General features: G+C 60.0%; 16 protein-coding genes and 1 pseudogene. All 17 read left to right on the top strand.

All coding sequences use genetic code 11. From position 1 onward, the window contains the following. The first annotated feature begins 87 nt into the window (after positions 1-87). The 17 genes and pseudogenes from urtB to ACK9YZ_RS15770 all read left to right on the top strand — a co-directional run bounded on the left by urtB (position 88) and on the right by ACK9YZ_RS15770 (position 14,425). Positions 88-1,707: an urea ABC transporter permease subunit UrtB gene (gene urtB, locus ACK9YZ_RS15850; protein WP_416064459.1), complete on the top strand. Its 1,620-nt coding sequence runs from the start codon at positions 88-90 to the stop codon at positions 1,705-1,707. Further along, entirely contained in the window at positions 1,704-2,867 is a 1,164-nt protein-coding gene (urtC, locus tag ACK9YZ_RS15845) for an urea ABC transporter permease subunit UrtC (RefSeq protein ID WP_416064458.1), read from the top strand. Before urtB ends, urtC begins: the two co-directional genes overlap by 4 nt. A 4-nt stretch (positions 2,868-2,871) precedes the next feature. Beyond that, complete coding sequence (gene urtD / locus ACK9YZ_RS15840; RefSeq protein WP_216755589.1) at positions 2,872-3,627, top strand: urea ABC transporter ATP-binding protein UrtD; 756 nt, start codon at positions 2,872-2,874, stop codon at positions 3,625-3,627. Position 3,628: 1 nt separating this feature from the next. Further along, positions 3,629-4,324, top strand: a complete 696-nt coding sequence (gene urtE, locus ACK9YZ_RS15835) for an urea ABC transporter ATP-binding subunit UrtE (RefSeq protein WP_416064457.1) — start codon at positions 3,629-3,631, stop codon at positions 4,322-4,324. A 176-nt stretch (positions 4,325-4,500) separates the two neighbouring features. Continuing rightward, positions 4,501-5,325, top strand: coding sequence for an urease accessory protein UreD (locus ACK9YZ_RS15830; RefSeq protein WP_416064456.1), 825 nt, complete (start codon positions 4,501-4,503; stop codon positions 5,323-5,325). Positions 5,326-5,345: 20 nt separating this feature from the next. After that, positions 5,346-5,648 (top strand): urease subunit gamma, encoded by a 303-nt coding sequence (locus ACK9YZ_RS15825; protein ID WP_416064455.1) that lies wholly within the window; start codon positions 5,346-5,348, stop codon positions 5,646-5,648. Positions 5,649-5,658: 10 nt separating this feature from the next. Continuing rightward, complete coding sequence (locus ACK9YZ_RS15820) at positions 5,659-5,910, top strand: DUF1272 domain-containing protein (protein ID WP_216755586.1); 252 nt, start codon at positions 5,659-5,661, stop codon at positions 5,908-5,910. 10 nt (positions 5,911-5,920) lie between these two features. Beyond that, positions 5,921-6,226: an urease subunit beta gene (locus ACK9YZ_RS15815; protein ID WP_216755585.1), complete on the top strand. Its 306-nt coding sequence runs from the start codon at positions 5,921-5,923 to the stop codon at positions 6,224-6,226. 27 nt (positions 6,227-6,253) lie between these two features. Then, positions 6,254-6,664, top strand: a complete 411-nt coding sequence (locus ACK9YZ_RS15810; protein ID WP_216755584.1) for a lysozyme inhibitor LprI family protein — start codon at positions 6,254-6,256, stop codon at positions 6,662-6,664. A 15-nt stretch (positions 6,665-6,679) separates the two neighbouring features. Then, positions 6,680-7,303, top strand: a complete 624-nt coding sequence (locus tag ACK9YZ_RS15805) for a Urease operon accessory protein (protein WP_416064454.1) — start codon at positions 6,680-6,682, stop codon at positions 7,301-7,303. 3 nt (positions 7,304-7,306) lie between these two features. Continuing rightward, positions 7,307-9,019, top strand: a complete 1,713-nt coding sequence (gene ureC / locus ACK9YZ_RS15800) for an urease subunit alpha (protein WP_216755582.1) — start codon at positions 7,307-7,309, stop codon at positions 9,017-9,019. Between the two features lie 22 nt (positions 9,020-9,041). Continuing rightward, positions 9,042-9,524: pseudogene (locus ACK9YZ_RS15795) on the top strand (TIGR02117 family protein). 408 nt (positions 9,525-9,932) lie between these two features. Continuing rightward, on the top strand, positions 9,933-10,796 hold the full coding sequence (locus ACK9YZ_RS15790) for a GGDEF domain-containing protein (RefSeq protein WP_416064453.1): 864 nt from the start codon (positions 9,933-9,935) through the stop codon (positions 10,794-10,796). A gap of 96 nt (positions 10,797-10,892) precedes the next feature. Next, positions 10,893-11,447, top strand: a complete 555-nt coding sequence (gene ureE / locus ACK9YZ_RS15785; RefSeq protein ID WP_416064452.1) for an urease accessory protein UreE — start codon at positions 10,893-10,895, stop codon at positions 11,445-11,447. Between the two features lie 6 nt (positions 11,448-11,453). Then, positions 11,454-12,125, top strand: a complete 672-nt coding sequence (locus ACK9YZ_RS15780) for an urease accessory protein UreF (protein ID WP_416064451.1) — start codon at positions 11,454-11,456, stop codon at positions 12,123-12,125. 87 nt (positions 12,126-12,212) lie between these two features. Beyond that, complete coding sequence (gene ureG, locus ACK9YZ_RS15775) at positions 12,213-12,824, top strand: urease accessory protein UreG (RefSeq protein WP_416064450.1); 612 nt, start codon at positions 12,213-12,215, stop codon at positions 12,822-12,824. A 164-nt stretch (positions 12,825-12,988) separates the two neighbouring features. Then, entirely contained in the window at positions 12,989-14,425 is a 1,437-nt protein-coding gene (locus tag ACK9YZ_RS15770) for a DUF6880 family protein (RefSeq protein WP_416064449.1), read from the top strand. The last annotated feature ends 2 nt before the right edge of the window (positions 14,426-14,427 follow it).

Here is a 14,427-nt window from a genome sequence, read left to right as displayed (position 1 = left end):
AAGACTTCCGTCCGGATTTCATATCCGGGCGGAAGCTCCGTCCCCAGCGGTATTGCCGACAGGCCAACGATTTAGGCGGGAAAGCCGATGTATCGCGCCATCAAGATCTTTCTTTTAACCCTTTGCCTGACGCTTACCGGCGTGACGGCAGGCCTGAAGGCCCAGGATGATGTCCACACTCTTGTCGATGCGCTTGGCGTCGGCGGTTTTCCGGAGCGCGAAGCGGCCATCAAGGCGCTCGTCGCTTCCAAGGATGCGCATGTCAGCCAGATATTGCAGCAACTGAGCGATGGCCTTCTTTACGTCAATTCCGATGCGGGAGGCCCCGTCCTCGTTCAGGGCGGCACGGATGACGAGCCGACCTTTTCCGATCCGCTCACCGGTGAAGCAATTGCAGATATCGATCCCGATACGATGTCGAAGGTCAGGATCAACAATTCGGTGCGTACGCTCATCGGCACATTGATGAGCCAGATGACGCTGTTGAGCCCTGATCGTGGTGCCCGCCTCGCGGCCGCCCAGGGGCTCCTGAAGGATGCCGACCCAGCCAATCTTGATTTGCTCAATTCCGCACTGGCGGATGAAAAGGACGCCGAGATCAAGAGCACGATGGAAGCGGCGCGAGCCGTCATGGTGCTGAAGAGCGATGCGAGCGCCGATGAAAAGCGGCAGGCGATCGATACGGTTGCCGCGCGCGGCGGCCGCGATGCGCTGACCATCCTGACCACGGCGCTGGCAACCGCGCCTGATGATCTCAAGCCTGCCATTCAGGCACATGTCAGCACAATCAACCGCAGCCTGGCCCTCTGGAACATCGTCCAGAACGTCTGGTACGGGCTATCGCTCGGTTCGGTGCTGCTGCTTGCGGCCATCGGCCTCGCGATCACCTTCGGCGTCATGGGTGTCATCAACATGGCGCACGGCGAGATGGTGATGATCGGCGCCTACACGACTTATGTCGTGCAGGAATATATCACCGCGAATTTTCCCGGCATGGCCGACTATTCGCTGGCCTTTGCCGTGCCTGCCGCCTTCGTCTTCACCGGTTTCGTCGGTCTGATCATCGAGCGCATCGTCATCCGCTATCTCTACGGCCGGCCGCTGGAAACGCTGCTCGCCACCTGGGGCGTGTCACTGATCCTGCAGCAGGCGGTGCGCACGGTCTTCGGCCCGACCAATCGTGAAGTGCGCAATCCGAGCTGGATGTCGGGTGCTTTCGAACTCGGCGGGTTGTCGATCACCTGGAACCGTCTCTGGATCATCGTCTTCTCAATGGCGGTGTTCGTGGCGCTGCTGATGCTCTTGAAGCGCTCTGCCTTTGGCCTGCAGATGCGCGCCGTCACTCAGAACCGGCGCATGGCCTCCTCCATGGGTATCCGTACCGGCTGGGTCGATGCCTTCACCTTCGCGCTCGGCTCCGGCATTGCCGGCATGGCGGGTGTGGCGCTCTCGCAGATCGACAACGTCTCGCCGAACCTCGGCCAAAGCTACATCATCGACAGCTTCATGGTCGTGGTCTTCGGCGGCGTCGGCAATCTCTGGGGCACGCTGGTCGGTGCTCTGTCGCTCGGTGTCGTCAACAAGTTCCTCGAGCCCTTTGCCGGCGCCGTGCTCGGCAAGATCCTGGTGCTTGTCCTCATCATTCTCTTCATACAGAAGCGTCCGCGCGGGCTCTTCGCACTCAAAGGAAGGGCGGTGGAAGCATGATTACGGCCTTCCTTCTCCGGTCTCTCGATCGCCGGATCTCCATTGCCATTGCCATCCTGCTGGCTGTCGCAGTGCTGGTGCCGGTGCTGAACCTCGCGACCTCGGCGGATAATCCGCTGCATGTGCCGACCTATATCATGGCGCTGTTCGGCAAGTATCTGACCTATGCGCTCTTGGCGCTGGCGCTCGATCTCGTCTGGGGCTTCTGCGGCATCCTTTCGCTCGGACATGGCGCTTTTTTCGCGCTCGGCGGGTATGCCATGGGCATGTATCTGATGCGTCAGATCGGCCCGCGGGGCGTCTATGGCGATCCGATCCTGCCGGATTTCATGGTCTTCCTGAACTGGAAGGAACTGCCCTGGTTCTGGTACGGTTTCGACCAGTTCTGGTTTGCGGCACTGATGGTGCTGCTCGTACCCGGTCTGCTCGCTTTCATCTTTGGTTGGTTCGCCTTCCGCTCGCGCGTCAACGGCGTGTATCTCTCCATCATCACGCAGGCCATGACTTATGCGCTGCTGCTTGCCTTCTTCCGCAACGACATGGGCTTCGGCGGCAATAATGGCATGACCGACTTCAAGGATATCCTTGGTTTCAACGTGCAGGCGGACGGCACACGGGCCACGCTCTTCGCAGCCACCGCAATCTTCCTGGCACTCTCGCTGATGATTGCCTCGGCGATCGTGCGGTCGAAATTTGGCAAGGTGCTGGTCGGCGTGCGTGATGCGGAAAGCCGCACGCGCTTCCTCGGCTATCGTGTCGAGCATTTCAAGCTCTTCACCTTTGTTGTCTCGGCGATGATGGCGGGCATTGCCGGCGCGCTCTACGTGCCGCAGGTCGGCATCATCAATCCCGGCGAATTCGCGCCGGCCAACTCCATCGAAGTCGTCATCTGGACGGCTGTCGGCGGGCGGGCGACGCTGATCGGGCCGATCATCGGTGCGATCCTCGTCAACGGCGGCAAGACGATCTTTACCGGCCTCTTCCCCGATTACTGGCTGTTTGCGCTCGGCGGTCTCTTCGTGCTTGTCACGCTTTTGCTGCCGAGGGGCATCGTTGGCACGCTCGCGCAATATTTCGGCAAGCGGAAGCCTGTATCCAACGGCGTGCCGCCAGCGGCAGATGAAGAAGGCGTCGACGCAAAAATCCAGGCTGCGGAGTAGACCCATGATCCCCGACGTCAAACCCAACAGCGTGCTCTATCTTAATGGTGTCTCGGTCTCCTTCGATGGTTTCAAGGCGCTGAACTCGCTCTCTATCGTCATTGAACCGGGTGAACTGAGAGCGATCATCGGCCCGAACGGTGCCGGCAAGACGACGATGATGGACATCATCACCGGCAAGACCCGGCCGGATGAAGGTGAGGTCTTTTTCAATGGCAATATCGATCTGACCAAGAGAGACGAGGCCGATATTGCCCAGCTCGGCATCGGCCGGAAATTCCAGAAGCCGACGGTCTTCGAAAGCCATACGGTCTGGGACAATCTCGAACTGGCGCTCAACCGCCGCCGCACGGTGTTTTCGACGCTGTTCTATCGGCTGTCAGGTGAAGATAAGGACCGTATCGATGAGATCCTGGAAACGGTGCGGCTGACGCATCGCCGCGATGAGTTCGCCGCCAACCTGTCGCATGGGCAGAAACAGTGGCTGGAGATCGGCATGCTGCTTGCGCAGGAGCCGAAGCTGCTGCTTGTCGACGAACCTGTTGCCGGCATGACGGACGCCGAGACGGCGGAAACGGCGATCCTGCTGAAGGATATTGCCAAGACACGATCCGTCGTTGTCGTAGAGCACGATATGGGCTTCATCCGCGATCTCGGTGTGAAGGTGACCTGCCTTGCGGAAGGCTCGGTGCTGGCGGAAGGATCCATCGATTTCGTCAGCAACGATCCGAAAGTGATCGAGAATTATCTGGGGCGCTGAGATGCTGACCGTTGAAAACGCAAATCTTCATTATGGTGCTGCGCAGGCGCTGCGCGGCATCTCGATCAAGGCCGAGATGGGCAAGATCACCTGCGTGCTCGGGCGTAACGGCGTCGGCAAGAGTTCGCTGCTGCGCGCCATCACCGGCCAGCATCCGCTTTCGGCCGGCACGATTACCTTCAATGAGGCAAAGCTGAATGGCTTGCCGCCCTTTGCCCGGGCCAAGCAAGGCATCGGCTATGTGCCGCAGGGGCGTGAGATCTTTCCGCTGCTGACCGTCAAGGAAAACCTCGAAACCGGCTTTGCTCCGCTTGGCCGCCGCGACCGCAACATCCCCGACGATATCTTCAGTCTCTTCCCGGTGCTGAAGTCGATGTTGTCGCGTCGCGGCGGCGATCTTTCGGGCGGGCAGCAGCAGCAGTTGGCGATCGGGCGCGCCATGGTCACGCGGCCGAAAATTCTTGTACTCGACGAGCCGACCGAGGGTATCCAGCCTTCCATCATCAAGGATATCGGCCGGGCGATCCGTTACCTGCGCGATTCCACCGGCATGGCGATCCTGCTGGTCGAGCAATATCTCGATTTCTGCCGCGAGCTTGCCGACTATGTCTACATCATGGATCGCGGCGAGATCGTGCATGAGGGTCTTGCCGAGACGCTGGATACGCCGGAAGCGCGCCGTCATCTAACCGTATGATCTTTCTGGCCAACGCGCTGGCATCTGCCGCATTTTGCGGCAGATGCCTTCCGCGCCATCCTTATGGCCCGTGGGGGTGCGGGCTTTCGGAAAGCGGCACGGGACTTGCTTTGTTGCAGTCAACAGACACATTCAACGCAAGATGCCAGACAGGATGGCATCTGCACGGGGGTGGCATGACAGGCGCGGCGGCGGGTATCACGAGACCGCAGAGAGCGGAAGGACGCGGGCATCTTGCTGCCAAGGTGCAGGATGGGCGTACGCGAATCCGTGAGCTTTATCAGGAAGGTGCGGCAAAGATCCGTCTGCCGGATACATTCGATGCCTCGATGGAGGCTGTTATTATCAACACGGCCGGCGGGCTGACCGGTGGCGACCGGATGAACTGGAACGTATCGGCGGGGGCGGGTACGCGCATCGATGTAACGACGCAGGCCTGCGAGAAGATCTACAAGTCATCGGCCGGCACGGCAGAAGTGACGACGCAGATCGAGGTCGGGCCGGGTGCCCGCGTCGACTGGCTGCCGCAGGAGACCATTCTTTTCGATCGCGCCTCGTTGTTTCGCCGTCTGGATGTCGATCTCGACGACAGCGCGGAGTTCCTTGCCGTCGAAGCCATCCTGCTCGGCCGCACGGCAATGGGTGAGACGATGGAGACGGGGCTGTTTCGCGATCGTTGGCGCATCCGCCGCTCGGGCCAACTTGTTCATGCCGAGGAACTGCGCCTTTCCGATGCGGTGGCGCTACTGGCGGCAGAGCAGGCTGTGCTTGGCGGGCAGGTTGCCTTTGCGACAGTGCTGTATGCCGGGCCGATGTCGGAAGCCTATCTTGCCAAGGTCCGGCCGCTGGTGGACGGGCATATGGGCGGGGCAAGCGCCTGGAGCGACAAGATCGTCGTGCGCCTTGCCGCAGCCGATGGCTTTGCGCTCAGAAAAATCCTCATCCCTGTCATTTCCGCCTTGCGCAATGGAGCGCCTGTGCCGAAAGTCTGGAATCTATGAGTTAAACAAGCGGATAGACGATGAACCTCACCCCGAGAGAAAAAGACAAGCTGTTGATTTCCATGGCCGCCGTGGTGGCGCGCCGACGGCTGGAGCGCGGCGTCAAGCTGAACTATCCGGAAGCCATTGCCCTTATCAGTGATTTCGTCATCGAGGGCGCGCGTGATGGCCGCCCGGTCGCCGAACTGATGGAGGCCGGCGCCCATGTGATCAGTCGCGACCAGGTTATGGAGGGCATTGCCGAGATGATCCATGACGTGCAGGTCGAGGCGACTTTCCCCGATGGCACGAAGCTGGTGACCGTGCACGAACCGATCCGCTGAGGAGTACGCCATGCTGGAGCTTCGACCCAATTGCGAATGCTGCGACAAGGATCTGCCGCCTCACAGCGCGGAAGCTATGATCTGCACATTCGAATGCACGTTCTGTGCGGATTGCGTTGACAATATCCTCAAGGGTGAGTGCCCGAATTGCGGTGGCAATCTCGTTGTCAGGCCGATCCGGCCTGCGGCAAAACTTGCGAACAATCCGGCCTCCACGAAACGTGTTCTGAAGGCCGAGGGCTGCGCGCCCAAGGCGGCTTAAGGAGAAACAGATGATCCCTGGCGAAATCATTGCTGTAGGCGGCGAGATCGAGCTCAATGCCGGCGCGCCGACTGTGACGCTCGAGGTCTCCAATACCGGCGACCGTCCCGTACAGGTCGGCAGCCACTATCATTTTGCCGAGACCAATGCCGGCCTGTCCTTCGATCGCGACAAGGCCCACGGCATGCGGCTCGATATTCCCTCGGGTACGGCGGTGCGCTTCGAGCCTGGCCAGACCCGCTCGGTGACGCTCATTCCGCTGTCCGGCAAACGCGAAGTCTATGGCTTCCGCCAGCTCGTCATGGGCCGGCTCTAATCAAAAGAAAATGACGGGAGGACATTCATGCGAATGAAGATAGGGCTCATCGGTGGAGCGCTTATGCTGCTTGCCGCTGGTGCCGCCCATGCCGAGGACGTAGACTGCGACAATGCGCAGACACAATCCGACATGACGAGCTGCGCGCAGGCGCGCTATGAAGAGGCCGACAAGGGGCTCAATGCCCAATACAAGAAGACCCGTGCTGCCATGGTGGCGATCGACAAGGATCTCGATGCCGACATGAAGGGCGCCGAGCAGGCGCTGCTCAAGGCGCAGCGCGCCTGGATCACCTATCGCGACGCCCAGTGCGAAAACTACGGCTTCCAGGCACGCGGCGGCACGATGGAGCCAATGCTGGTGGCAGGTTGCCTTGCCGATATGACGGATCTGAGAACCAAAGAGCTTAAGGCGCTCGCCGAAGGAATGGGCAATTAAGTGGGCAGGACAATCATGATCGTGGGCAACGGCGAAGTCGGAGAAGGAGCGGCGGAGATCATCGATGCCGCCGACTTTGTCATCCGCTTCAACGAGTGCCGCTCCTATGATGCTGGCGGCACGCATACCGATGTGGTCGCCGTGTGCAATACCGGCCGTCCCGCCAAGGCCATGCTCGGCTCCGAAAGCTGGCGCACCCATCCCGGTGTTGTCGAAGCCTCCGAAATCTGGAGTGTGCGCGATCCCGCAAAATTCGAGGCGATGCGCGCGCCGCTTGCCGTTTCTCATCCCGAACTCGATGATTTCTGCGACGATTACACCAGCCAATTCAGTGACTTCTGCATGCAAGCTGGCAAGCAGCATCGGGTCGTTGACAAAGAGATTCATGACGCCGTCGATCAGGCGCTTTCTGCTTTCTCGCCAGCGCCTTATGTCGTGCCGAGCAGCGGCATGATCGTGATTGGCGAAGTGCTCGACAGATTTCCCGACGACGAGGTGACACTCGCAGGCTTCGGCCATGTGGGCTGGGAATGGCATCCCTTTGCCGCCGAGAAGCAACTCGTCGATTCCTATATTGCAGCCGGCCGCCTCAGGCGGCTTGCCGGAAAACCGCTCGTCTCTTCCTCCCAAGGAGCCTGATAGATGCCCTACAAGATCTCCCGCGCGGCTTATGCCCGCATGTTTGGTCCGACCACCGGCGACAAGGTCCGCCTTGCCGATACGGAGCTTTTCATCGAGATCGAAAAGGATTTCACCACCTATGGCGAGGAGGTGAAGTTCGGCGGCGGGAAGGTCATCCGTGACGGTATGGGCCAGAGCCAGGTGACGCGGGCAGGTGGGGCGGTCGATACCGTTATCACCAATGCCGTCATCGTCGACCACACCGGCATCTACAAGGCCGATATCGGCCTGAAGGACGGTCGTATCGCGGCGATTGGCAAGGCGGGCAATCCGGATATGCAGCCCGGCGTCAATATCATCGTCGGTCCCGGTACGGAAGCGATTGCCGGAGAAGGCAAGATCCTCACGGCTGGCGGCATGGACAGCCATATCCATTTCATCGCCCCGCAGCAGATCGAGGAGGCGCTGATGAGCGGCGTGACCTGCATGCTCGGCGGCGGCACAGGGCCGGCACATGGCACCTTGGCGACGACCTGCACGCCCGGCCCCTGGCACATTGCGCGCATGATCGAGGCTGCCGATGCCTTCCCGATGAACCTTGCCTTTGCCGGCAAAGGCAATGCGTCGCTGCCGGGCGCGCTGCAGGAAATGGTGCTGGCTGGCGCCACCTCGCTGAAGCTGCACGAGGACTGGGGCACGACACCAGGCGCCATCGACTGCTGCCTGTCGGTTGCCGACGACTATGATGTGCAGGTGATGATTCACACGGATACGCTGAACGAGAGCGGCTTCGTGGAAGATACGATCGGCGCCATCAAGGGCCGCACCATCCATGCCTTCCACACGGAAGGTGCGGGTGGCGGTCACGCACCCGACATCATCAAGATCTGCGGCCAGCCGAACGTCATTCCGTCATCGACCAATCCGACGCGGCCCTATACGGTCAACACCATCGCCGAGCATCTGGACATGTTGATGGTCTGCCATCACCTGTCGTCGTCGATCCCCGAAGATATCGCCTTTGCCGAAAGCCGTATCCGCAAGGAGACGATCGCGGCCGAAGACATCCTGCACGATATCGGCGCCTTCTCGATCATCTCGTCGGACAGCCAGGCCATGGGCCGTGTCGGCGAAGTGCTGATCCGCACCTGGCAGACGGCCGACAAGATGAAGCGCCAGCGCGGCAGCCTGAAGGAAGAAAAGGGCGACAACGACAATTTCCGCGTCCGCCGCTATGTTGCCAAATACACGATCAACCCGGCGATCGCGCATGGCCTGTCGCACGAGATCGGCTCCATCGAAGTCGGCAAGCGTGCCGACCTCGTTCTATGGAACCCGGCCTTCTTCGGCGTGAAGCCGGATATGGTGCTGCTCGGCGGCTCCATCGCGGCGGCTCCGATGGGCGATCCGAACGCTTCGATCCCGACGCCGCAGCCGGTGCATTACCGACCGATGTTTGCCTCCTTCGGCAAGAGCCTGACGAATTCCTCGGTCACCTTCGTCTCGCAGGCCTCGCTCGATGCCGGCATCAAGGGTCGTCTCGGTGTCGCCAAGGATCTCGTGGCCGTCAAGAACACGCGTGGCGGCATTTCCAAGGCGTCGATGATCCACAATGATCTGACACCTGATATCGAGGTCGATCCGGAAACCTACGAGGTGCGGGCAAATGGCGAGTTGCTGACCTGCGAACCGGCAACGGTGCTGCCGATGGCACAGCGTTACTTCCTGTTCTGACGCCGTCTCATCTATGGGCGGTTTGAAGCTGGCAGCGCGATGGCTGATACGGGCAATCGCGCTGCTTCTGCTATTGGGGGCGGGTGGCCCTTCATTCCAGGGCCGCTGCTCGTCGCAGCCGAAGCCTCTGGTATGACACCCTCGCAACGCATTCTGCTGCTTTCCGGCCCGATCCATACGGATATTGCGATCCCGCTCGATGATCGGCTCCGGGCGTCGTTTTCCTTTCTTGAAGATGCGGGCATTCCGGTGAGCGATCCTGCCGCCCAATGGCTGATTTTCGGATGGGGCGGTCGTTCCTTCTATCTGGAGACGCCGACCTGGGCTGACCTGAAGCCGATGCCGGTGTTTCGCGCGTTGACGATCGACAGATCGGTGATGCATGTCGATGTTGCCGGAGGCAAACACATAGACTGCGGCTGCACTGTGCAAAGGCGGCTTGCGAAGCGGTTTCTGGAACCCGCTGCCGCAAACTTTGGCGCTTTCACTTCTCCTCTTTAATTGAAGTACAATCGTGGTCCCACAACTTTGGCGCTGCTGATGACGCCGCGTTATTTTCCGTTTTGGCCCTTGTCTTTTTGACGCGCTTCCCCGCGTTGCGGCCCTTAAAGTGAAATCTGAACATCACTCTCCAGAGGGTTGTGAAAATCAGGAGATAGACTGTGGTTTTTCAGCCATAGATCATTCTGAAACAGGCCTCGATTATACTCTATAAAGTTACTTTAGAATCAGTGTCTTATGTTTGTTTCTCATAATGATAATTCCTGTCCCGAAAAGTTGCACCTCCTGCTAGAAAAAACAGATTGACTGAATCCCCTGAAATCACTCGAATTTTAGCGATTGGATTAAGACCCCCGCAGCAATTGCGCCCCTATCAATGCCCAGGAAACGCTGAGCAGGAAGGTCGATTCTCATGGAAAATTGGATATCGCTTCAGGCTGAGCTAGGCAGTTTCGAGCATCGCAGAACCGTTTATACTTTTGCGCTGAAGATGAGTTTTCTGGCGGTTATCCTGTCCGGCTTCATCATCCTGATAACGCTGCCTCCGCTCGACTTAATGGGAATGCTGCCGATCACTCTTGGGCATGCCATGGTCTTCGCCATCCTCCTTTCCTGGCTGATCGGTGGAATGGTGTCGGGCGTGCTGTCGCTCGTTGCAGGCTTCGCCATTCATGACCTGACCGTTTCGCGTGCCAAGTTCGAAAAGCTCAGCCGCACCGATACGCTGTCCGGGCTGTTGAACCGACGCGCTTTCACCGATGCTTTGGAGAAGGTGGAAGGGGATGCCTGTCTCGCCATTTTCGACGTCGATCGTTTCAAGGCGATCAACGATCGTTTCGGCCATGGCTGCGGAGATGCTGTCATCACTGCCGTCTCAGCCATGCTTTCCGCGGCTTTTGATGGCGCGTCGGTCGTAGCGCGGCTCGGTGGTGAGGAGTTCGGTGTCGTCGTTCAGGGCGGGACGCCGGCGGAACGGGTGGCGCGCATCGAAGGGGTGAGGGCACAGGTTGCCGCGCGGCCGATTCTGGCGGACGGGCATGAGGTTACCATCACGATATCGGGCGGCATTGCCGATCTCCATGAGGGACGCGACAAGGAGGCGGTCTATGCCTCTGCCGACAAGGCGCTCTATCTCGCCAAGGCGCTCGGCCGCAATCGCGTCGTTCATGAGCGGGAAGGGCTGAATCATGCCTGGCATGGCCTTGTCGAAAATGGGCTTGGCGTGCAGGGTATTGGACCCAATGAGGTGAGCCTGCTGCAGGCATCCGGAATTTAGGACCTTTTCCGACGGGGCGTTTACGAAACGTGCATTGGTGCTTGCATCGCGAAGGGCTATTTTGCATGGTCTAGGTCCCAGTTTAACGGATATGTCATGCAGCGCGTCACCTCTTATCTTCCCGCCGGTACCCCTTCCTCTCACCCGACCGCGCAGGTCAAGCTGCCGCATGATCTGCGGCACCTGCGCCGCAAGCTCCTGCATCTGGAGAACGGCGAGATGGTGATGCTCGATCTCAAAGAGCCGGTGCTTTTTGCCAATGGCGACATGCTGGTGCGCGAGGATGGCGAGCTGATCGAAATCCTTGCTGCCGATGAAAAGCTGTTCGAAGTGCGCGGCCGCGACCGCGCGCATCTGATCGAACTCGCCTGGCATCTCGGCAACCGCCATCTTTCTGCGCAGATCGAGGAGGATCGCATCCTGATCCTGCGCGACCACGTCATTCGCAGCATGCTGCAGGGACTGGGCGCGATGGTGCTCGAGATCAACGAGCCCTTCCAGCCGGCACGCGGCGCCTATCATTCGCACGGGCATGACAATCATGACCACGACCACCATGATCACGGGCACAGCCATGAGCATGGGCACGATCATCACGACCATGACCACGAGCATGGACACGACCACGGCCATCATCACAAGCACGACTGAAACCTGATGGGTGAGGATCGGGAGCTGCAGGCTCTGCTGCGTCTGACGGCATGGCTTTCTCCGGCTTTTCCCGTTGGTTCATTCGCCTATTCGGGCGGTCTTGAGCGGGCCGTGGCCGACGGTCTCGTCAAAGATGCCGGCATGCTGCGGCATTGGCTGGAGACGCTGACCGGCAATGGCTCCGTATGGAACGATGCGGTGCTCCTTGCCGAAGGTCATCGCAGCCACAGTGACGCGGCCCACCTTGCTGAGCTTGCCGAACTTGCCGCCGCCCTTGCCGGCTCGCGCGAACGACATCAGGAAACGATCTTGCTCGGGGAGGCTTTCCTTGCCGCTGCACAAGCCTGGCCGGACGAAGTGTTCGGTCGGTTGCCGAAAAGGGCAGCCTATCCAGTCGCCATCGGCGCAGTAACGGGCGCGCATGGCATTCAGCTGGACAAGGCACTTGCCGCCTTTCTGCATGCCTATCTCTCCCAGGCCGTTTCCGCCGGTATCCGGCTCGGTGTTGCGGGGCAGAAGGACGGCGTTGCCATCCTCGCCGGACTGGAGGAGCATGTAATGAACATTGCCGCGCGTGCAGCCCGCTCCAGCCTCGACGATTTGGGTTCGGCGACGGTTCAGGCCGATATTGCGGGCCTTCGTCACGAGACGCAGCAGACACGGCTGTTCCGCTCGTGAGGTGAAATTATCCGCGCAGCTGCGTCATTTGACGGTGGCGGGAAAGCAGCGCTTCGCTATCATCTGACTTCGATTGGAGTAAGACACATGAAATCAAGAAACGGACCCCTGCGGGTTGGTATCGGCGGGCCGGTCGGCTCGGGCAAGACGGCGCTGACCGAAAAGCTCTGCAAGGCGATGCGTGACGACTATTCCGTCGCTGTCGTGACCAACGACATTTACACGACCGAGGACGCAGAGGCGCTGGTGCGCATGCAGGCGCTGCCGTCCGAACGCATTGTCGGTGTGGAGACCGGCGGCTGCCCGCATACTGCCATACGCGAGGATGCGACGATCAACCTGCAGGCGATCGCCAATCTCAACGAGCGCATCCCGGATCTTGATGTCGTCTTCATCGAGTCCGGCGGTGACAACCTGGCTGCGACCTTCTCGCCCGATCTCGCCGATATCACCATCTATGTGATTTCCGTCTGCCAGGGCGAGGAAATTCCGCGCAAGGGCGGGCCGGGCATCACCCGATCGGACCTTCTCGTCATCAATAAGACAGATCTGGCACCCTATGTCGGTGCTGACCTCGAGGTGATGGACCGAGATGCGGCGCGCATGCGGGCGACCCGCCCCTTCGTCTTTTCCGACATGAAGCGCGGCGACGGCATCAGTTCGATCGTCGACTTCCTGCGGGTGCAGGGCGGTCTCTAGATGTGAGCCCGGCAACGGCGCGCCGGCTGGTCGACCACCCGACGCCGTTCGAACGGACGGAATGTTTCAATCCGATCAGGAAGGGCTTTGGATAATCCGGCGCCCGATCTTGGACTGACACGCCTTGCAGGGTAACGTTCGCACAAATCAGAGAACGAAGAGCGATGGCGGCGAAGACGACCCTCAATGCGAAGAACCTGGAAGCGCTCGGTGCGCAGCGACTTGCCGAGCTGCTGATCGAAATCAGCACCGGCAGCGCCGCTCACAAGCAACGGCTTCGCATGGAGCTCGCCGGCAACGCAAGCAGCGCCGAAATGGCGCGTGAAATACGCAAGCGGCTCGCAAGTATCGCTCGCGCCCGTACCTTCATAGACTGGCACAAGGTAAAGAAGCTCAAGGCGGATCTCGAAACGCAGCGCAAGGCGATTGTCGATATCGTTGCCGTGGACGATCCGAAAGAAGGCTTTGAGCTGATCTGGCAATTTCTGGCGCTCGCCGATTCGATCTTCGAGCGATCCGACGACGGCAGCGGCTCGCTCATCGAGAGTTTTCATCAAGCTTGCACAGATGCCGGTGTTATCGCCAGGGCGGCGGGTGTCGATGCCGAGACCCTCGCCGACAAGATCTTCGCAGCCGTTCAAGGTAACGCATACGGCCAGTATGACGAGCTGATCACGGCTATGGTTGCAGCGCTCGGCAACGATGGCCTTGAATATCTGAAAACCTTGTTCGTGCAGTGGTCGAAAGAGCCTCAGACAAAGCCCGCAGCCGACGACCGCCGGGTCATCGGCTGGAGCGCCAAGGGTCCGATCTACGAGGACGAAGTCTATGGGAATCAGCGTGAGCTGACGGTGCGTATCGCTCTGCAGGAGATCGCGGACGCTCAGGGCGATGTCGATGCATATATCGCCCAGCAGCCCGAAAAGACTCGCAGGTTCCCCTTGGTGGCTGCAGATATCGCCGGCCGTCTGCTTTTCTCAGGGCGCGCTCACGAAGCACTTCAGATGCTGGACGGAGTCGATACCGGAGGCCGAACTGAAATTCCCGTCGAGTGGCAACTCGCCCGCGCCGAGACGCTCGACGCCTTGGGACGCGCGGACGAGGCTCAGGCCGATCGATGGAAGTCGTTCGAGCAGTCGCTGAACGACGTGCATCTGCGTGCATTCCTGAAGCGATTGCCAGACTTCGATGATATCGAGGCCGAGGAAAAGGCGTTCGTCTATGTCCATGCTTTCCCGGACGTGCACCGGGCGCTGACTTTTTTCCTGGGTTGGCCGGCGCTAGCAGAGGCGGCAAAGCTTGTCGTCAAGCGGAAGGCAGAACTCGATGGTGACTTTTACGAACTGATGACACCGGCTGCCGAAGCGCTGGCCGTGAAACATCCGCTCGCGGCCACACTCGTTTTGCGTTCAATGATCGACTTTACGCTCGATAGCGGGCGATCCAGCCGCTACAAGCATGCGGCGCGACATCTTGCGGAATGCGTGTCTCTCTCCCCACACATCACTGATTTCAGCAGCGCCGGCACCCACGAAGCTTATCTCGCGGAACTGAAACGCCGACACGACAAGAAGTATGGCTTCTGGGACCTGGTCTCCTAGTT

The organism is Rhizobium sp. ZK1 (assembly GCF_047782645.1).
In the GTDB taxonomy this organism is placed as follows: domain Bacteria; phylum Pseudomonadota; class Alphaproteobacteria; order Rhizobiales; family Rhizobiaceae; genus Rhizobium.
Note: the sequence above shows the minus strand (reverse complement) of the source record. Positions and strands in the feature narration are given on the sequence as shown.